The organism is Ruegeria sp. AB9 (assembly GCF_056542585.1).
In genome coordinates this window covers 35,330-54,857 of sequence record NZ_JBQGAA010000001.1, presented here as the reverse complement: position 1 = coordinate 54,857, position 19,528 = coordinate 35,330, and the positions used below count along the sequence as shown (strand labels likewise).

Here is a 19,528-nt window from a genome sequence, read left to right as displayed (position 1 = left end):
AAGGATCAACATCTTACTCTGACGCAGAATTACCTATTTCAGAGGTAATGCGCGGCGAAGCGATTGGTGCCGTCAAACCTGCACCAACAAACGCTTCAGGCCGTGAAAATGATAGCTGTCTGAATAGACTGGAACTTCGGCCAGTCGAAGATTTGGACATCTTTCGAACAGGATAGGCATGGCGATACGCATTTCCAGACGTGCCAGAGGTGCTCCGACACAGAAGTGAATGCCGCCACCAAAGCTTGTGTTCACTTCAATGATGCGGTCCGGATCAAACTTTTCAGGTTCGGTCCAGACAGCCGGGTCACGGTTGGCCGCTGCAAGCAATAGCGCCACTTGATCGCCGCGCTTGAACGAATGACCGAATAACTCAACGTCTTCATACGCATAGCGGGTGAACATGTGTAGCGGTGGATCGTACCGCAGGATTTCCTCAAGCGTCCCGTCGATGGCATCCGGGCGCAGAACACCGGGATCGGTATTGGTCTGCAACAGGGTTTTCGCACCGTTGGCAAGAGAATGCACCGTCGCTTCGTGACCTGCGTTCAGCAACAAAATGCAGGTTGCGACCAGTTCGTCCCGGGACAGTTTTTCACCTTTTTCTTCCGCACTGATCAGGCGTGTGATCAGGTCGTCGCGCGGGTCACTGCGGCGTTCGTCGATGTAGTTTTCCAGAAACTCGATGAACTCTTGTGATGACCTTGCGGCCTGATCTTCGGTTTCCCGAGTCCGGTTGGCCTGATACATCGCGACCATGTCATGTGACCAGCGTAAAAGGGCGGGGGCCATGTCTTCGGGTACGCCCAAAAGCCGGCAGATCGTGATCACCGGGACCTGAGTGCAATAGGCATCCAGAAGGTCAAAGGGGTCTTGAGGGAAAGCATCGATCAAACTGTTGCACAGGGATTCGATGGAAGGTTGCAGGGCAGCAATTGCCCGTGAGGTGAAAGCGCGCATGACCAGCGCTCGCAGCCGGGTATGGCGCGGCGGCTCTGCTTCAAGAAGCGAATGGGCTTCAACAGCCAGCCATGGTGCCAGATGAGGAGGTCCGGACGTCGCGTGTTCAGGCGGAACTTCGCGTCCAAACCTGCGGTCCCGCAGAAATGTCCGGACAGCCTGACAGGACACCGCAGCGACCATATTGTAGTCCTGCCAAAAGATCAGATCGCCCGATCTCCGCGCCTTGTCGTAGAACGGGTAGGGGTTTTGGACGAAACCCGGGTCTGTCGGGGATTGCGAATAAGACTTCATGCGCAGCACACTTGCCATGCGGCGCATTGAATGCAAGACCCTGTCTATGCACAGGGTTTGGTTCATTTCCGGATTTTTGCTCGCCGTCGGACTATTGTCGGGGTTTATCTGGTCTTATGGGTATCGACAGGCGCTTTCGCAGCTGAGCGAAAAGGCAGAGGCTGATCTTGAGCTGGCGGCTGACCGGCTGAGCACGCAAATGCAAGTATATCAAGAGCTTGCGGTGCTGATGGCGACGCATCCAATTCTGCATGATTTGGAAACTCAGGCCGACATACGTCAAGCTCAGGCCATGTTGCTGGACGTTGCGGACAAGACAGCTGCCGTCAACATGATGTATCTGGATACGACCGGGCAGGTCCTGGTATCAGCGCAGCCGGTATCCCAGCGCAATATGGCGGGGCACCCCGCTTTCCGTCGTGCGATGCAGGGTGCGTTGGGCAATGCGCATGAGGTTGTGCCCTCGGGCGACGACCGGATTTATTCCTACGCCGCACCAGCCTTCGGCCCGCCTGGCGAGATCAAAGGTGCGCTGATGGTCGTTGCCGATGTTCAGGACGTTGAACAAACTTGGCGTGGCAGTACCGAGGCGGTTTTCTTTGTCGATTCAGATGGTGTTGTCTTCATCTCCAACAGATCGGATCTGCTGTTCTGGCATCGAGCAGAGGGTGAGCCGGGGCTGAACCCACCAGATGGCGAGGCAGTCGATTTTGCGTCGACTCAAGTCGGTAGGCACGAGCTATGGAGATTGAATTGGGGGCGTTATCTGCCACGCGATGCGCTGCACCTTACCCTTGATTTGCCGGTCATCGATATGACTGCCGAGGTTTTGGTGGACGTGGCGCCGGCCCTGCAGCTTGCCAGGCTTCAGGCGGCTGCCGTCGCGGCGATCTGTCTGGCTTTTGGTGCAATGCTCTTTCTTGCCATGGAGAGAAGACGGACCCTGGCACAGGCGAACGCCGTTCTGGAAAGCCGCGTGGCCAAACGCACCCACGATCTGACAGTTGCAAATGCCAGCTTACGCAGGGAAGTGACGGAACGGGAAGAAGCCGAAGCAGCGCTGCGGAGGGCTCAGGCGGATCTGGTGCAGGCAGGCAAGCTCAGCGCCTTGGGGCAGATGTCGGCGGGTATCAGTCATGAACTGAACCAACCGCTTATGGCGATCCGGCAATTTGCAGATAACGGCTCGGCGTTCATGACGCGGGGAAAGCCCGAGAAGGCTGCCGAGAATCTGGGCCGCATCTCTGAAATGGCGGCGCGGATGGCGCGGATCATCAAGAACCTTCGTGCCTTTGCCCGCAATGAAAGCGAACCGATGGGGCGTGTTGACCTGATTCAGGTTCTGAACACCGCAGTCGAACTGACCGAAGCCCGCCTGCGAGACGACGATGTGACGTTAAACTGGGCGCCTCCGAATAGCGCTATGTATGTTTGGGGGGGTGAAGTACGTTTGGTTCAAGTGTTTGTGAATCTGATCAACAATGCGGCGGATGCAATGTTGGGGCGACCAAAACGGAATATAACGATTGCGCTGCGAGAAGGCGCACGGTTGAGCGTTTCTGTGCAGGACACAGGCCCCGGCATTGAAGACCCTGATCGGATGTTCGAGCCATTCTATTCTACGAAGAGTGTGGGATCGTCGGAAGGCTTGGGGCTGGGGCTTTCGATTTCCTATGGGCTGGTCCAAAGCTTCGGCGGCGATATTCGGGGCACGAACACGGCGGATGGGGCCATGTTTACCGTCGAACTGGAACCTTGCGACAAGGAAGAAGCCGCATGATGCGCAGGGTTTTGTTGGTCGATGATGATGCCGCCGTTCGCGAAGCCCTGTCGCAAACTCTGGAACTGGCGGATTATCTGCCAACGACCGCCGGGTCTTTTGTGGCGGCCAAGGACCATATCCGCCTCGATTTCCCGGGTGTCATCATCTCGGATATCCGCATGCCAGGCCGGGACGGGTTCCATCTGCTGGCCTATGCGCGGGAAATCGACCCAGACCTGCCTGTGGTTCTGCTGACGGGTGAAGGCGACATACCCATGGCCGTCGAGGCCATGGGAAAGGGCGCGTTCGACTTTCTGGAAAAGCCGTGCGCGGCGTCTGACTTGCTGGAAGTACTTGAGCGTGCCTTCGCAGCCCGTTCTCAAGTCTTGGAGCAAAGAGCGGTGAAATCCGAGCTAGAACGCGGAGATCCTGCCGCACGGCTGCTGTTCGGCTTGTCGCCGCAGGCAGAGGCGCTGCGCGAGCGGGTTCGAACCGTTGCACCGACGGGGGCTGAGGTACTTGTTACGGGACCTCCGGGCAGCGGCATTTCAAAGGTCGCCGAGGTGGTGCATCTGATGTCACCCGCAGGGCAGGGACCGTTTGTCAAACGCACGGCCTCTAGCCTTAGCCCCGAAGAATTGGCCAAAAGCTGCGAGGATGCCGCTGGCGGATCGTTGTTTCTGGACGAAGTCTCTGCCATGCCCCATGCCACGCAGTTCGCGGCCTTGGAGCTTTTCGAGCGTGGGCCGGGCGGGCGTACCATTGCGGGAACAACCGCCGACTTGTCTGCACTGAGTTCGGAAGGCCGGTTTAACGCAGACCTGTTTTACAGGCTGGACGTGATGCGTGTGCGCATTCCATCTCTGGCAGAGCGTCCCGACGACATTCCGGTGATTTTCCGCCATTACGTGGCACAGGCGGCTGAACAGGCAGGGATAGCCGCACCAGAGATTTCGTCCGAGCATCTGGCGTCGCTGATGGCAAGCGACTGGCCGGGGAACGCACGATCCTTGATGTCAGCCGCAATGCGCTTTGTGCTGGGTATGCCGGAAGAGGTCGCGCAGGCGACAGACCTCGGCCTCAGCGAACAGATGGCGCGGGTGGAACGGTCGCTGCTGATCGCAGCGCTGGGTCGTCATAACGGTAAAGCGTCAGATGCGGCGAAGGCTTTGAAGCTGCCGCGCAAGACTTTCTATGACAAGCTGGCACGCTATCAGATTCGGGCCGAAGATTACCGTCGGTAGCGGTAGGGCTCCCGCCACCTTTTTCCGCATTAACATGCGTCTAAAGCTGTTGGGCCGTGCAACCAGCGGGCGCGGGCTGCGGTTTCGCCCCTGTTGATTCGTTTGTTTTGATTCGAGAGTTGTGCGGAATTTCGCACAACTTGGGTCATCGCTGTGCGGATTCTCGCACTCAGGATTTGAAGTGTGTAGAGTACATGTTTCAAAATGCCGTAAAACACACTGTAATCAAAGTAAAAATCTGAAATTTAGGAGGCGAGGAACAAAAAGTTGAGCGGATCGCGTTGATTCGTTTCACTTCGCTGCATCCGACGCCGAACTGGTGTCGAAGGACAGTTTCATGGAAGTCTGGGAGGAAAAGACAGATGAAATTCCTGACAACGGCCGCAACCGCTCTGGCGCTGACAGTCACAGCCACTGCAGGTATGGCAGCCTGTGACGATGGTGAGATCGTCGTCAAATTCGCGCATGTGACCAACACTGATAAACACCCCAAGGGCATCGCCGCATCGCTGCTGGAACAGCGCGTCAATGACGAGATGAACGGCGTGATGTGCATGGAGGTCTATCCGAACTCGACCCTCTACAATGACGACAAGGTGCTTGAGGCGATGCTGCAAGGCGACGTTCAACTGGCCGCGCCGTCGCTGTCGAAGTTCGAGAAGTTCACCAAGCAGTTCCGCCTGTTCGATTTGCCGTTCATGTTCAAGAACATCGATGCTGTGGACGCATTCCAGGCGTCGGCTGACGGTCAGGCAATGAAGGACAGCATGCAGCGCCGCGGCCTGCAGGGACTGGCTTTCTGGCACAATGGCATGAAGCAGATGTCCGCGAACAAGCCGCTGGAAGATCCGTCAGATGCAAACGGTCTGAAGTTCCGTGTTCAGTCCTCGGACGTTCTGGTGGCGCAGATGGAAGCGATCGGTGGCAGCCCGCAAAAAATGGCTTTCTCGGAAGTCTATGGTGCGTTGCAGCAGGGTGTTGTGGACGGTCAGGAAAACACGTGGTCGAATATCTACGGTAAGAAGTTCTTCGAAGTTCAGGACGGCATCACCGAAACCAACCACGGCATCATCGACTATCTGGTTGTAACCTCCGTTGACTGGCTGGATAGCCTGGATCCGGAAGTGCGCGATCAGTTCATGACCATCATGGCCGAAGTAACCGAGACTCGGAACAAGGAAGCCTTTGCCGTGAACGAAGCGGCCAAAGCGTCGATTACAGACGCGGGTGGTATCATTCGTGAACTGAACCCTGAACAGCGTCAGGCCTGGGTCGACGCAATGAAGCCCGTTTGGGATCAGTTCGCCGGTGACGTCGGTCAGGACAAGATCGACGCCGCACAGGCCATCAACGCCGGATTCTGATCCGGATAGGCCGCGCGTCCGGGGACTGGGGAGTTATCGACGCGCAGGCCGGGCGGGCTGACAAAGCCCGCCCCAACCCTTCTCATCAATAAAATTGTGGGGACAGAGAGATGTCTGGTGCGAATTCCGGCCAAGGCGGGCTGGTCGACCATATCGAAGAAACCCTGATTGCGTTGCTGTTGGGCCTTATGACGGTCGTGACATTCGCCAATGTGATCGCGCGGTTTGTGTTTAATTCCAATATCTTGTGGGCGCTTGAGCTGACGGTGTTCACCTTCGGGTGGTTGGTGCTGCTGGGTGCATCTTACGCAGTCAAAAAGCATTCTCATCTGGGTGTAGACGCTATCCTGAACATGCTGGCCCCGGCGCCACGACGCGTACTGGCGTTGATCGCTGTGGGGTGCTGTCTGGTGTTCTCGTTGCTGTTGCTGAAAGGCGCCTATGACTATTGGGCCGTCTTCGCCGATTTGCCGCCGACATCCGGTCGTTGGTTCCCGACCGGGTTTAATTTCGACGCCCGCAGCCAGAGCTTCTATGAAGTGGACGATATCCCAATGGTCGCTCCGCTGCGCTTTCTGGAAGACCTGATCAACTATGGTGAAGGGTACGAAAAACTTCCCAAGGTTGTGCCGTATCTGGTTCTGCCGGTGTCGATGCTGTTGCTGGTGATCCGGTTCACGCAGGTTGCCGTTCAAATCTGGCGCGGTGAAACAGACCGCCTTGTTGCCAGCCATGAAGTCGAGGACGAGATCGAAGAAGTCCGCGCTCAGCAGGGAGAGCACAACTAATGGACGTCATTCTTCTTTTCTCAATGGTCATCGGCCTGCTGCTGATCGGTGTTCCGATTGCGGTGGCGCTTGGCCTCAGCTCGACTCTGTTCCTGCTGATCTATTCCGATAGTTCGCTGGCTTCGGTCGCAGGTACGTTGTTCGAGGCGTTCGAAGGGCATTTCACCCTTCTGGCGATCCCGTTCTTCATCCTGGCGTCGTCCTTTATGACAACGGGTGGTGTGGCCCGGCGGATTATCCGGTTCTCGATCGCCTGCGTCGGGCATTTGCCCGGTGGTCTGGCGATTGCGGGCGTGTTTGCATGTATGTTGTTTGCCGCGCTATCCGGCTCGTCCCCGGCAACCGTTGTGGCCATTGGTTCGATCGTCATCGCGGGGATGCGTCAGGTTGGATATTCCAAGGAATTTGCTGCCGGTGTGATCTGTAACGCGGGTACGTTGGGTATTCTGATCCCGCCATCCATCGTGATGGTTGTGTATGCCGCGGCCGTTGAAGTCTCGGTCGGGCGCATGTTCCTTGCTGGTGTCATTCCGGGGCTGATGGCTGGTCTGATGTTGATGATCACCATCTATGTCATGGCCAAGGTCAAGAACCTGCCCAAGGGCGAATGGAAAGGCTGGGGAGAGGTCTTTACCTCAGCCCGCGAGGCCGGTTGGGGCCTGTTCCTGATCGTGATCATTCTGGGTGGCATCTACGGCGGTATCTTTACCCCGACCGAGGCCGCTGCAGTTGCTGCCGTCTATGCGTTCTTCATTGCCAGCTTCGTTTACAAAGACATGGGACCGCTGAGCACGGAAGAAGGTGCGCAGAATTTGCCGCTGCTTAAGAAGCCTTATGCTCTGATCACGGCGTTCTTCCATCCCGACACCAAGCATACGCTGTTTGAGGCAGGCAAACTGACCGTCACGCTGCTGTTCGTGATTGCCAACGCGCTGATCCTGAAACACGTGCTGACGGACGAGCAAGTGCCGCAGCACATCGCAAGCGCCATGCTTTCAGCGGGTCTGGGACCGGTCACTTTCCTGATCGTGGTCAACGTCATCCTGCTGATTGGCGGTCAGTTCATGGAACCCTCGGGACTTTTGGTCATCGTGGCTCCGCTAGTGTTCCCGATTGCCATCGAATTGGGCATCGATCCGATCCATTTGGGCATCATCATGGTGGTGAACATGGAGATCGGGATGATCACGCCTCCGGTCGGGCTGAACCTGTTCGTGACTTCGGGCGTTGCAGGGATGCCGATGATGAGCGTTGTGAGGGCGGCACTGCCTTTCCTCGCTGTTCTCTTCGTCTTCCTGATCATGGTGACGTATATTCCATGGATATCGACCTTCCTGCCCAACACCTTCATGGGACCTGAAATCATAACAAATTAGATGGTCTGACGATACACGCAGCCGGGCGGTTTAGACTGCCCGGCTTTTTTGTGTCTTGAAACCACCCGATGGGTTCATATCTGGATCTCAGAGGACGACCTCCCCATTTTGGGACATCATTCGGGACGACCCGAAGTTCGACGAGGTTGTCTCATGCCATGGGTCTTTCTTTTATTCGCTGGTTTGCTGGAAATCGTCTGGGCGGTTGCGATGAAGCAATCGGCTGGTTTCACCCGGTTGTGGCCGACGGCTTTGATGGGTGTTTCGATGATTGGATCTTTCGGTCTGCTGGCGTTGGCGATGCGCGACCTGCCTTTGGGCACCGCTTACACGATTTGGACCGGCATTGGCGCAGTAGGGGCGTTCAGTGTGGGTATCCTGTTTCTGGGCGAAGCCCTGACACCCGCGCGGATTTTTGCGGCCGTTCTGATCGTGACCGGCCTTGTTGTGATGAAGCTGGCCTAAAGCCTCTCATTGACCAAGCCCGAGCACTTGGGCAGGCTGCGAAAAAAGAACTGAAACGGAGCCCGGAATGCTGACCGAGACCGACAAACGCCTGCTGCGTTTGGCTTATGAAGAGGCGAAGGCCGGATTTGATGAGGGCGGATGTCCCATCGGGGCTGTTCTGGCACGGGGTGGCGAAGTTGTCTCACAAGGTCGCAACCAACGTGTACAGGGCGGCGATCCAATAGCTCACGGAGAGATGGATGCCCTGCGCAAGGCGGGGCGTCAGAAAACCTATCGCGATACGGTCCTGTATACCTCGCTATCACCCTGCATGATGTGTTCAGGCACGATCGTTCAGTTCGGCATCCCGCGCGTCGTAATCGGCGATACACAGAATTTCGGTGGCAACGAAGACTTCCTGCGCGAACGCGGGGTCGAGGTGGTGATTGCAGACGACACCGACTGTGTCGCGCTGATGCGGCGATTCATAGAAGAAAAGCCCGAACTTTGGGCCGAGGATATTGCAGAGTGAATTCCTGGTTCAGACGCTTTCCAGCGCTTGAATGATGCCAGAGAAATCAGAAGCCTTCAGACTGGCCCCGCCCACAAGTGCGCCATCAACATTGGAAACAGCAAAGATATCAGCCGCATTGCCGGGTTTAACCGAACCGCCGTAGAGCAGGCGGACGGAACGACCCACTCCTTCGCCAAAACGACGCTCCAGCCGCGCGCGCATGAAGTCGTGAACCTCTCCAATCTCTTCCAGGGTCGGAACTTTGCCCGTTCCAATCGCCCAGATCGGTTCATATGCAACGATCAGGTTTTCGCCGGTGGACAGATCAGGGATCGAGCCGGACATCTGGCCGCCGATGATATCGAGCGTATTGGCAGCCTCACGCTGCTCTAGGCTTTCACCGACGCAAATGATCGCCTTCAATCCGGCTTCCATTGCCGAACGCGCCTTGGCGCGCACATCTTCGTCGTGCTCACCATGATCTACACGGCGTTCGGAATGGCCCAGAATGACTGATGTTGCACCGGCATCCATCAGCATCTCTGCGCTGATATCTCCGGTATGCGCGCCAGACGTCGCAGCATGGCAATCCTGACCACCGACTGTGATTGCGGTCCCTTGGACGGTAATTGATGCACGGCTGAGCAATGTCGCCGGGGGGCAGATCAGGATATCGACCGATGCTGAGGGATGGTTATGGGACAGCGCTTTCAACTCACTCAACTCAGCGCCGGTCCCATTCATTTTCCAGTTTCCAGCCGCCAGCTTCTGCCGCATTTTCGTATCTCCCTGATCCTTCGGTGCTTTAAGGACGCGGATAACACTGTCGGGGTCATCTTACAATTCTGCTCGAAAGATGATTTCGGGCGCACAAATCGGCGATTGGAACGTCACGCGAGGCTCGCATACTGAGATGGGAGGCGAGCTTAGCTTTGCTGGGCGATGTTATCGTCGAACTTGATCGATTCTCCGCAGCCGCAGGCATCGACAACGTTCGGGTTCTTGAATTTGAAACCGGCTTCCAGCAACGACACTTCGTAATCGATCTCGGTTCCGAACAGGAACATCTGCGCCATGGGCGCGATCATGATACGTGCGCCATCCTGTTCGACGACTTCATCATGTGGATCTGGCTGATCGACATATTCCATGGTGTATTCCATGCCTGCACAGCCGCCTTTCTTGATGCCGATGCGCAAACCAGCATGACCGCCTGAATTCATCAGGCGGGTGATCTGCTCTGCGGCTTTGGGCGTCATGGTCACAGCCTGTTTGCCGGGAATGCCGAACATGTAAGTCTCCGTGGTCGCGCGTTACACCCAATTTAGGGCCCAAGACCTTTGGGCTCAAGGCGGTGTGGGGTAAAGAATGTGAATTCGCTTAAGCGCTTTGTGTTTCTGCGAAGCTGATCCGCAAACTTGCTTTGGTGCGGGAAGCAGGCTTAGCATTGGTCCTGTGGATATTGTGAGTATTTCGTGGATACAAATCTGGATGGGAAAGGATATAAATATGAATATTTTACGAGGTGATATTAAAGTATCAATTCACTTGGTGGCGCTGATTGCCGTGATCGCGTGTATGGCGTCTGCAGGGGCGTGGGCGGCCACCGGGTCTGAACGACATCCGGTGAATTGTGCAACGGCCGAAGGGGATTTGCGTGCCATTGAGTCCGAAAAGAAACACGCGGAAGACAAACAACTGGAGAGCATCGCCGCCATCACTCCCGCTGGGGCTCTGTTGGGACTGGTCACTGGTACCGAGCAAAAAAGACTGCAAATGCTGTCAGGAGATTACATCAAACAGCTGGATAACAGGGCGGCAGAGATCAAGAAAACCTGCAATCTGAATTAACCGCCGATTCTTGAGCGAGAACCGAAAAGGACCGTTCTCGGGCAAGAACGGTCCATAGTCTTGAGCTAGGAATCGGGGGGCGGTCACAGCATACCCAGCCCGTGGTACAGCATCCGTCAATGCCAACCGCAGGTGTTATCCGTCATGATTGTGACAGGTACTGCACGATTGGGTAACGACAAAACCAATGTTTTGTGACTGTTGGCCGGGGCGAAGTGCCCGGTGGCTACATAAAGCCCAGTTCCAGACGCGCCTCGTCTGACATCATCTCCATGCCCCAGGGCGGCTCCCAGGTCAGTTCGACGTCAACTTCTTTGACACCTGCAACAGGCTCAATTGCCTCCACAATCCAGCCGGGCATATCGCCTGCGACCGGACATCCGGGCGCAGTCAGGGTCATGATGACCTTCACCGCGTTGTCGGCAGCAATGTCGATCGTGTAGATCAGGCCGAGATCATAAATGTTGACCGGAATTTCCGGATCGTAGACTGTGCGGCACGCCTCGACCACAAGTTCGTACAGCGGGTGTTCAATCGTTGACGGCGCAATCAGCGGGGTGCCTTCAAACTGTTCGCTCGGGTGAGTCATTTTTGCCTCGGGTCAGTTGCCTGACTGATTATATAGGGAATGCCCGCAACAGCGTCCAGTGGGGCAGCGACGCCCAATTGGGCGCCGCGGCAATTTAGTCATTGATGTCATGATTGAAGGTTTTGACCTGACCATGCGGCAAGGCAAACAGCTTGCGCAGAGCCAGCCATGCGATCAGCGACAGCACTGCGAAGATCAGCGCGAGAACATGCAGCGACAATGTCAGGCCCGGAATGATGAGAACAAGACCCGTAATTGCTGCCCCGATTGCAAAGCCCAGAAAGATGAACCCGGGCAGAACGATTTCCAGGATTCCCAGAGCCAGCGCGGCCGCCAGCCAGATCCACCAGGTCAGCCAAAAGGGATCAGCCATCATCTACCTCCTTTGAGCATTTTGAACGCATCACCAAAGGCTTCAAGTGCGTTGGCCGGCACAACAATGGTCTGCTTGCCGGAACCGTTGCCCAGTGCATTAAGAGCTTCAACCTGTTTCAGCGCAACCTGATACTGGGCAGCTTCGATGCCATTGTCCTGAATGGCCTTGGCGACAACGCCGGTCGCGTATGCCTCGGCTTCGGCCTGAATGCGCCGCGCTTTGGCGGTTTGTTCCGCCGCATAAAGCTCGGCATCGGCGTGCAGTTCGACGGCACGTTTCTGGCCTTCGGCTTCGGTCACCTGTGCGCGGCGAGCACGTTCCGCGTTCAGCTGTTGCAGCATGGCATCGCGGGTGGCCTGGTCCAGATTTACATCCAGAATCTCGGCCCGGGTGACTTCGATACCCCAATCGTCCACGGCGGTTTCAACGCTTTCCTGAATGCGTGTGATCAGCTGCGCGCGGTTCGATTGTACCTCGTCCAGGTCCATTTTACCGATCTCGGCGCGGACGATACCAGCCACCGTGGTTGCAATAGCACCATCAACATCGCGGATGCGATAGACTGTCTTTTCCGGCTCAAGAATACGATAGAAGACCGAAGTGTCGATTTGCACCAACACGTTGTCCTTGGTGATCGCGTCTTGTGTCGCGTTCGGCAATTGGCGTTCGAGGATCGAGATCTTGTGCCGTGCAACGTCCAGAAACGGAACAATGAAGTTAATGCCGGGGCCAAGCACAGAATGCAGCCTTCCGAATCGTTCGACCACGTATTTCTCGGATTGGGGCACGATCTTGATGCCTTTGAAAATAACGATAACCACCAGCACGGCGGCCAGCAGGTAAATGATGTTTGACGAAAGCAATCCGATGATCTGTTCTTCGGTCATTCTGTCCTCTTTTTATTGTGTACTATGGTATACATGTGGGGATTGAGTCGCCCGATTTCAACTCTGGTATGGAGGGAAAACCGCTGGATGCAAACGTCCCTATATGAGAATTCAACATTGAACTGAACCGCTGTGACTGCTTTGCATCCCGGCTTGTTTGCGGTATCGGGCAGGGATGAAACTGATTATCGATACTGACCCAGGCATCGACGATGCCATGGCCATTGCCTATGCTGCCGCTGCGTCCGAATTTGACTTGATCGGCCTGACTACGGTGTTCGGCAATACGCATGTTCACCAGTCCAGCCGCAATGCCCGATTTTTGCTGGACAAGCTGGGCCTCGACCTTCCGGTTGCAGAAGGTGCGCCTTTCCCGTTGGGGGCAGATACGCATGCGCCATCCGAACATGTGCACGGTCCCGAGGGTTTTGGCGACCTGACCGAAATTCCCGAAATTGGCAGGAACCACGATCTTTCAGCGGCGGAATTTCTGGTCGCAATGGCGCAAAAACATAAAGACGAGTTGGTGGTATGTGCAGTGGGGCCGCTGACCAACATTGCCAATGCCATGCGACTAGACCCGGAATTCGCTGGAAATCTTGGTCGATTGGTGATCATGGGCGGCGCCGTGTTCTGTCCGGGCAACATCACCGAACATGCCGAAGCCAATATCTACCACGATGCCCTTGCCGCTGAGGAGGTCTTTTCAGCTCCGCCCCAGACTGTTCTTGTGGGGTTGGATGTCACACTGAAAACGCTTTACGAGACAGCAGATTTTGAAGCGCTGGCACAAAGATCAACTGACATGGGGTCTTTCCTGCGCGACATCTCTCGCTTTTGTCTGAAGTTCTACAAGGAGGTCGGCGGTTTAGAGGGATGCGGCCTGCACGATTCAACCGCCGTAATCGCCTGTTCTCATGGCGCCATGTTCGACATGGTCGAAACGGGGCTGCGTGTTGTAACGGAAGGTGATCGGATGGGTGCGACGCAACCTGATCCGGATCGTCCCGTGGTTCGTGTTTGTCGCGATGTGGATGGGGCAGGGGTCGTGCACCTGTTTACCGAACGCGTTGCGTCCTTGCCCTGACGGGTTGCAAAGACCGAATGGATCGGGCAAAGCCTGCCCGGTTCGGCGATCCGAAGGCGATGACATGACCCAGAAGTTTTCATTTGAACTGAAGGCCACTGACGGCAAGGCCCGTACCGGTGTGATCAATACACCGCGTGGCGAAGTGCGAACACCGGCATTCATGCCCGTGGGAACAGCGGCCACGGTCAAAGCGATGATGCCGGAAAGTGTTCGCGCCACTGGGGCGGATATTCTGCTTGGCAACACTTATCACCTGATGCTTCGTCCGACGGCGGAACGGATCGACCGTCTGGGCGGGTTGCACAAGTTCATGAACTGGGACCGGCCCATTCTGACGGATTCGGGGGGCTTTCAGGTCATGTCGCTCGCCGGTCTGCGCAAGCTGACCGAAAAGGGCGTGACCTTCAAATCTCATATTGATGGATCAAAGCACGAGTTGACGCCTGAACGGTCAATGGAGATACAGCGCCTTTTAGGTTCGGATATCGTGATGTGCTTTGACGAATGTCCTGCACTGCCCGCCGACCGAGACCGCATTGCCGAATCCATGCGTTTGTCGATGCGGTGGGCTGAACGGTCTCGCGACGCGTTTGGGGACCGTCCGGGTCATGCCTTGTTTGGCATCATGCAAGGTGGCCTTGAGCAGGACCTGCGCGAAGAAAGCGCCGAGGCTCTGAAGTCCATCGGTTTCGAAGGATATGCCGTTGGTGGTCTGGCTGTGGGCGAGGGGCAAGAGGCCATGTTTGACTGTCTCGACTACGCCCCAGATTTTCTGCCTGCTGACAAGCCACGTTATCTGATGGGTGTTGGAAAGCCGGACGATATTGTCGGTGCGGTGGCGCGGGGGATCGACATGATGGATTGCGTCCTGCCGTCCCGCTCGGGTCGTACAGGTCAGGTGTTCACCCGTTATGGCGTGGTGAACATCAAGAATGCCCGCCATGCGGACGACCCGCGCCCGCTGGATGAAGACTGCACATGTCCGGCCTGCTCGAATTATTCGCGCGCCTATCTGCACCATGTGTTCCGCGCCAATGAGATGATCTCGGGCATGTTGCTGACCTGGCATAACCTGCATTACTTTCAGGAAATCATGCAGGGCATGCGCGACGCGATTGCCGCAGGCACCTTTGACGCGTGGCAGACTGAGTTTCACGCGAAGCGGGCACAGGGCGATATCGAGCCTTTGTAACTTACCCCTCCGGGTGACAATTGCGTGGCTTTCCGGTATTCTGGGGCCACTTCAAGCAATGCTATTTTAGTTCGTAACCCGGAGTGTTTTCATGTTTCGCGTTGTTCTCGGCGCAGCAATTTTCTGCGCGACACCTGCCATTTCAGACGTCTGGACCTTTGAAACCCCATCCGAAAATATTCAGTGCTCGGTTGGGGAAAGTGCACAGTCCTCGGATATCCAGTGCACCATCATAGAAAAACATGGCCCACCGGCGATGCCACGCCCGTCGAATTGCCAATCTGACTGGGGGCATGATTTCCTGATGTTCAACACTGGCCCTGTGGAAATGCTGTGCCAGCCGCTGAATCGGAACCAAGACGGATTTGATCGTGCGGAATATGGCGTCACTGGTCGGTTTGGTGGATTCACTTGCAGTTCTTCAACGAAAGGTCTGGAGTGTCGCAACATGGACGGCCACGGGTTTTTTCTGTCCCGGGCGGTGCAGCGGGTGTTCTGACCGTTGAATTGCGCAATGCCTATGCATGCCGCGCTAATTTCGGTGGATATGTTCCCAGGACGTCTTGCAGTCCCGAAAACCTCGGTTCATGCTGAAACACGATACACGGCGGTAAGGTTGAAAAAGGGCGATGAGGCCCCACCTTTATCGTCCAAGACAGGAGATGGCCAAGTGTTGCCTCGATGAGGGACAAGCGCCGTCTTGCCAATGATAAGGATAGAGCATGCAAGAGCCTCTGAATTCCTCGTACCCCGTCCTGCCGCTGCGCGATATTGTGGTGTTTCCGCATATGATCGTGCCGCTCTTCGTAGGCCGAGACAAATCGGTCCGCGCGCTGGAAGAGGTGATGCAGGATGACAAACAAATTCTTTTGTCCAGTCAGATCGATCCTGGTGTAGATGATCCGGATGAGGACGGTATTTACCAGTCCGGCGTTCTGGCCAATGTGCTGCAGCTGCTGAAACTTCCCGATGGCACCGTGAAGGTGCTGGTCGAAGGGCAGGCCCGTGTGCAAATCACGGAGTTCCTTGAAAACGAAGAATTTTTCGAAGCCCGTGCGGAATATCTGACGGAAATTCCGGGTGACGTGACTACGACAGAAGCCCTTTTGCGCACTGTCGCGGACGAATTTGAGCGCTATGCCAAGGTGCGCAAGAACATCCCCGAAGAAGCATTGACGGCCGTCGGTGAAACCACCGAGCCGGCAAAACTGGCCGACCTTGTGTCGGGCCACCTGGGTATCGAGGTCGAACAAAAGCAGGAATTGCTTGAAACTCTCAGTGTCAGCGAGCGGCTTGAGAAAGTCTATGGCCTGATGCAGGGAGAAATGTCGGTCCTGCAGGTCGAGAAAAAGATCAAGACCCGGGTCAAATCCCAGATGGAGAAGACACAGCGCGAGTACTATCTGAATGAGCAGATGAAGGCCATTCAGAAAGAGCTTGGCGATGGTGAGGATGGCAGCAACGAAGTTGCGGAACTGGAAGCCAAGATCGCCGAGACCAAGCTGTCGAAAGAAGCGCTGGAGAAGGCGGAAGGCGAGCTGAAAAAGCTCAAGAACATGTCGCCTATGTCAGCCGAAGCCACTGTTGTACGTAACTATCTGGATTGGATCCTGTCTCTGCCGTGGGGCACCAAGTCCCGCGTTAAAAAGGACTTGGCACGCGCGCAGGACATTCTGGATGCCGATCACTATGGCCTTGAAAAGGTCAAAGAGCGGATCGTTGAATATCTGGCTGTTCAGCAGCGGTCGAAAAAACTGAAGGGCCCAATCATGTGCCTTGTCGGCCCTCCGGGTGTAGGTAAAACCTCGCTTGGTAAGTCGGTTGCACGTGCGACGGGGCGCGAGTTCATTCGCATCAGTTTGGGTGGCGTGCGTGACGAATCCGAGATCAGGGGTCACCGCCGGACTTATATCGGTTCTATGCCCGGCAAGATCATTCAGGCGCTGAAAAAGGCGAAAACCACGAACCCGCTGATCTTGTTGGATGAAATCGACAAGATGGGGCAGGACTTCCGTGGTGACCCGGCTTCGGCGATGCTGGAAGTTTTGGACCCGGAACAGAACAGCACGTTCATGGACCACTATCTTGAGGTCGAATATGACCTCTCGAACGTGATGTTCCTGACGACATCCAACAGCTACAACATGCCCGGACCTCTGTTGGACCGGATGGAGATCATTCCATTGGCCGGCTACACCGAGGACGAAAAGAGCGAGATTGCCAAGCAACACCTGATCGGCAAGCAGGTCAAAAACCATGGTCTGAAGGACAAGGAATTTGAACTGACCGATGAGGCGCTGCAAACGATGATCCGTACCTATACCCGCGAAGCGGGCGTACGGAATCTTGAGCGCGAAATCGCCAAAGTCGCCCGGAAGTCGCTGACCAAGATCATCAAGAAAGAAGCGGAAACTGTTAAGGTCACGCCCGACAATCTGGATGAGTTTCTGGGTGTCCCGAAATTCCGTTATGGTCTGGCCGAGCAGGATGACCAGATCGGTGTTGTGACTGGTTTGGCCTGGACTTCGGTCGGCGGCGACCTGCTGCATATCGAGGCGCTCAAACTGCCTGGCAAGGGCCGGATGAAGACCACCGGTAAGCTGGGCGACGTGATGAAAGAATCCATCGACGCGGCCTCGTCTTATGTGCGGTCGATTTCCCCCAAGATCGGGGTGAAGCCGCCACAGTTCGACAAGATCGACATCCACGTGCACGTGCCCGATGGTGCGACGCCCAAGGATGGTCCGTCAGCGGGTCTGGCGATGGTGACTTCGATCGTCTCGGTTCTGACGGGTATCCCGGTGCGCAAAGACATCGCCATGACGGGTGAGGTTTCACTGCGTGGGAACGCAATGCCGATTGGCGGTTTGAAAGAGAAACTGCTGGCAGCATTGCGCGGTGGGATCAAGACGGTCCTGATCCCAGAGGAAAACGAAAAGGATCTGGCGGATATCCCGGACAACGTAAAGGAAGGGCTGGAAATCATCCCGGTCAAGCACGTCTCGGAAGTTCTGGAGCATTCTCTGGTTCGTACACCGGAGCCGATTGAATGGGACGAAGCCGCTGAGGAGGCCGCTGCAGCTGCGGCTGCCTCGCCGGAAGCCAATGGCCCGTCAGCCACTGCGCACTAAGCAGACGGATTGAAAGAATGAAAAAGGCGGGGCAATTGCTCCGCCTTTTCTACAATCCAATGACGGGTTTCTTTGGATCAAGTATCTCTTCTTCAGCAATGTATTCCCTGAATTTTTCTTGCGAAAGTGCTGAGCGCACCGCAAGAACGAAGATGATTGCAGAAAACAGAGTGCAAAGCACAATATCCCACCCAAAGGGAATCTGTTTCAATGATCCGGTTCCAAATTGCCCAAGGAACGAGATTAGCCCAAGACCGGCAAAATATGGCATGAGCCACAAGGCTTCGGTTATGTCCATTTCATCCAACCGCCCTCGGAACCGGACCAGCAACAGAACCTTGCCAACGATCAACGCGATACCAAGCCGCCAGACCGTGTCCCATCCGCTCCAATAGACGATTAACGTGGCAATGGCGAAGGCCGATAGCGCGACAAGGCGAACGGCCGGAATGCGGATCGACCGCGGGTGATCCGGTAAAAGATCCCTCAGACAAACGACCGCAATCGGTCCCACGGCAAATGACAAGACGATGGCCGCGCCGTTCAAGGCAATAACGGTGGTAAAGGGCACCGTTAGCAGGAACAGCGTTCCAATCAGAAAATTCAGTGCCAGCGCCCATAACGGGATCCCAAAGGATGATAGGGTCTGCAGTCGTTTGGGCAGGAAACCGTTTTGGGAGAGGGCGAGGGCGATACGCGCATTCGATCCGGTTGCAACCAGCCCATTGCCGAAGGGGCCTATGACAGAACCGACATTGAGCAAGCTCAAAAACCACACCAAGCCGACGGAAATGATTATTGCGTCCAGAGGGCCTTCGCCACCAAAACTCAGTTGTGCCCACCCTTTGGAAAGCATGGATGGGTCCAGCGCACCAATGAAAGCCACTTGCAGACCAAGGTAGATGGCGGCGCACAAGACAATCGACAAAACCAAAGCAGCCGGAATGGCAAACTTTGGATTTCGAACTTCTCCGGCCATATCAACCACATGGCGAAATCCAATGAACGAGAAAATAACGCCTCCAGTTGAAACTGCGGCCATAATTCCTTGCAAGCCGTAGGGTGCAAATCCATCTGGCTGCGTGAAGTTTTCAACCTTGAAACGACTGGCGATAAGCAAAACGGAAAGGATGACAGGTATGGCAATCTTGGCCCACGTAAGTGCTGCGTTTACCCGCGTGAAAAACTTGACGCCAAGCGCATTCACCGCAACGAAAAGCAGCATGAAGACCAACGTGACAAATACTCCGGCCCCGGTCAGATCGCCGGTTTCCACCGTATGCAGCCAAGGCGCATAAGGAGCGAGGTATTTCAGCATGGCCTCTACTTCGATGGGCGCTGTGGTGTTGTACCCGATCCAGGCGGTCCACCCCATAGCCATCGACACGATGTTGCCGTGCGAAAACTGTGGCACACGCGCAATCCCGCCCGGAATCGGAAGCATGGCGGAAATCTCTGCGAAGGTGATTGCCAAAATGAACATGGCAACCGCGCCAATAATCCACGAGACTACGGCCGCAGGCCCCGCATGTTGAACCGCGAGTAGGGGACCGAAAAGCCACCCCGAACCAATGATTCCTCCGACTGAAATGAAAGTCAGTCCTAAAAGGCCTATGTCCCGCTTTAAACCCGTCATGGTGACCTAAGCCTCCGCGTGTGGCCG

At 55.8% G+C, this 19,528-nt stretch carries 19 protein-coding genes; 12 read left to right on the top strand and 7 right to left on the bottom strand.

Annotated features, from left to right (window positions below; all coding sequences use genetic code 11):
* Positions 1–72: 72 nt before the first annotated feature.
* On the bottom strand, positions 73–1,254 hold the full coding sequence (locus ACR0K5_RS00410; RefSeq protein ID WP_480627768.1) for a cytochrome P450: 1,182 nt from the start codon (positions 1,252–1,254) through the stop codon (positions 73–75).
* Between ACR0K5_RS00410 and ACR0K5_RS00405 the strand changes: the two genes are divergently transcribed.
* The 7 genes from ACR0K5_RS00405 to ACR0K5_RS00375 all read left to right on the top strand — a co-directional run bounded on the left by ACR0K5_RS00405 (position 1,253) and on the right by ACR0K5_RS00375 (position 8,767).
* Complete coding sequence (locus ACR0K5_RS00405; RefSeq protein WP_480627767.1) at positions 1,253–3,034, top strand: sensor histidine kinase; 1,782 nt, start codon at positions 1,253–1,255, stop codon at positions 3,032–3,034. The two genes, ACR0K5_RS00410 and ACR0K5_RS00405, sit on opposite strands and share 2 nt — an antisense overlap.
* Positions 3,031–4,260 carry a sigma-54-dependent transcriptional regulator gene (locus tag ACR0K5_RS00400; protein ID WP_480627766.1) on the top strand — a complete coding sequence of 410 codons (1,230 nt, stop codon included), beginning with the start codon at positions 3,031–3,033 and terminating at the stop codon, positions 4,258–4,260. The genes ACR0K5_RS00405 and ACR0K5_RS00400 overlap by 4 nt, the downstream gene beginning before the upstream one ends.
* Before the next feature lie 362 nt (positions 4,261–4,622).
* Positions 4,623–5,624 (top strand): DctP family TRAP transporter solute-binding subunit, encoded by a 1,002-nt coding sequence (locus ACR0K5_RS00395; RefSeq protein ID WP_480627765.1) that lies wholly within the window; start codon positions 4,623–4,625, stop codon positions 5,622–5,624.
* Positions 5,625–5,734: 110 nt separating this feature from the next.
* Positions 5,735–6,412: a TRAP transporter small permease gene (locus ACR0K5_RS00390; protein WP_480627764.1), complete on the top strand. Its 678-nt coding sequence runs from the start codon at positions 5,735–5,737 to the stop codon at positions 6,410–6,412.
* The gene (locus ACR0K5_RS00385) at positions 6,412–7,788 is read left to right on the top strand and encodes a TRAP transporter large permease (RefSeq protein ID WP_480627763.1); all 1,377 of its coding nucleotides are present in this window, start codon (positions 6,412–6,414) and stop codon (positions 7,786–7,788) included. The genes ACR0K5_RS00390 and ACR0K5_RS00385 overlap by 1 nt, the downstream gene beginning before the upstream one ends.
* 153 nt (positions 7,789–7,941) lie before the next feature.
* The gene (locus tag ACR0K5_RS00380) at positions 7,942–8,253 is read left to right on the top strand and encodes a DMT family transporter (protein WP_480627762.1); all 312 of its coding nucleotides are present in this window, start codon (positions 7,942–7,944) and stop codon (positions 8,251–8,253) included.
* A 67-nt stretch (positions 8,254–8,320) separates the two neighbouring features.
* Positions 8,321–8,767, top strand: coding sequence for a nucleoside deaminase (locus ACR0K5_RS00375; RefSeq protein WP_480627761.1), 447 nt, complete (start codon positions 8,321–8,323; stop codon positions 8,765–8,767).
* Between the two features lie 9 nt (positions 8,768–8,776).
* Here ACR0K5_RS00375 and tpiA read toward each other — a convergent pair whose 3' ends face one another.
* The gene (gene tpiA / locus ACR0K5_RS00370; RefSeq protein ID WP_480627760.1) at positions 8,777–9,526 is read right to left on the bottom strand and encodes a triose-phosphate isomerase; all 750 of its coding nucleotides are present in this window, start codon (positions 9,524–9,526) and stop codon (positions 8,777–8,779) included.
* A gap of 149 nt (positions 9,527–9,675) precedes the next feature.
* The gene (locus ACR0K5_RS00365) at positions 9,676–10,041 is read right to left on the bottom strand and encodes a HesB/IscA family protein (RefSeq protein WP_480627759.1); all 366 of its coding nucleotides are present in this window, start codon (positions 10,039–10,041) and stop codon (positions 9,676–9,678) included.
* A gap of 199 nt (positions 10,042–10,240) precedes the next feature.
* On the opposite strand from ACR0K5_RS00365, the gene ACR0K5_RS00360 reads away from it, so the two are divergent.
* Entirely contained in the window at positions 10,241–10,600 is a 360-nt protein-coding gene (locus ACR0K5_RS00360) for a hypothetical protein (protein ID WP_480627758.1), read from the top strand.
* A gap of 226 nt (positions 10,601–10,826) precedes the next feature.
* Here the strand turns inward: ACR0K5_RS00360 and ACR0K5_RS00355 are convergent, their stop codons facing one another.
* From ACR0K5_RS00355 to ACR0K5_RS00345, 3 genes are all read right to left on the bottom strand, one after another.
* On the bottom strand, positions 10,827–11,189 hold the full coding sequence (locus ACR0K5_RS00355; RefSeq protein WP_480627757.1) for an SUF system Fe-S cluster assembly protein: 363 nt from the start codon (positions 11,187–11,189) through the stop codon (positions 10,827–10,829).
* Positions 11,190–11,283: 94 nt separating this feature from the next.
* On the bottom strand, positions 11,284–11,562 hold the full coding sequence (locus ACR0K5_RS00350) for an NfeD family protein (protein ID WP_480627756.1): 279 nt from the start codon (positions 11,560–11,562) through the stop codon (positions 11,284–11,286).
* A complete protein-coding gene (locus ACR0K5_RS00345; RefSeq protein WP_480627755.1) occupies positions 11,562–12,452 on the bottom strand; it encodes an SPFH domain-containing protein in 891 nt (296 codons plus the stop codon). Before ACR0K5_RS00345 ends, ACR0K5_RS00350 begins: the two co-directional genes overlap by 1 nt.
* A 175-nt stretch (positions 12,453–12,627) precedes the next feature.
* On the opposite strand from ACR0K5_RS00345, the gene ACR0K5_RS00340 reads away from it, so the two are divergent.
* The 4 genes from ACR0K5_RS00340 (at position 12,628) to lon (ending at position 17,865) form a co-directional block, all read left to right on the top strand.
* Positions 12,628–13,539, top strand: coding sequence for a nucleoside hydrolase (locus ACR0K5_RS00340; RefSeq protein WP_480627754.1), 912 nt, complete (start codon positions 12,628–12,630; stop codon positions 13,537–13,539).
* A 64-nt stretch (positions 13,540–13,603) separates the two neighbouring features.
* Positions 13,604–14,734, top strand: coding sequence for a tRNA guanosine(34) transglycosylase Tgt (gene tgt / locus ACR0K5_RS00335; RefSeq protein WP_480627753.1), 1,131 nt, complete (start codon positions 13,604–13,606; stop codon positions 14,732–14,734).
* A 91-nt stretch (positions 14,735–14,825) separates the two neighbouring features.
* On the top strand, positions 14,826–15,233 hold the full coding sequence (locus tag ACR0K5_RS00330; RefSeq protein ID WP_480627752.1) for a DUF6636 domain-containing protein: 408 nt from the start codon (positions 14,826–14,828) through the stop codon (positions 15,231–15,233).
* 223 nt (positions 15,234–15,456) lie between these two features.
* A complete protein-coding gene (gene lon, locus ACR0K5_RS00325; protein WP_480627751.1) occupies positions 15,457–17,865 on the top strand; it encodes an endopeptidase La in 2,409 nt (802 codons plus the stop codon).
* Positions 17,866–17,914: 49 nt separating this feature from the next.
* Here lon and ACR0K5_RS00320 read toward each other — a convergent pair whose 3' ends face one another.
* The gene (locus ACR0K5_RS00320; RefSeq protein WP_480627750.1) at positions 17,915–19,501 is read right to left on the bottom strand and encodes an APC family permease; all 1,587 of its coding nucleotides are present in this window, start codon (positions 19,499–19,501) and stop codon (positions 17,915–17,917) included.
* Between the last annotated feature and the right edge of the window lie 27 nt (positions 19,502–19,528).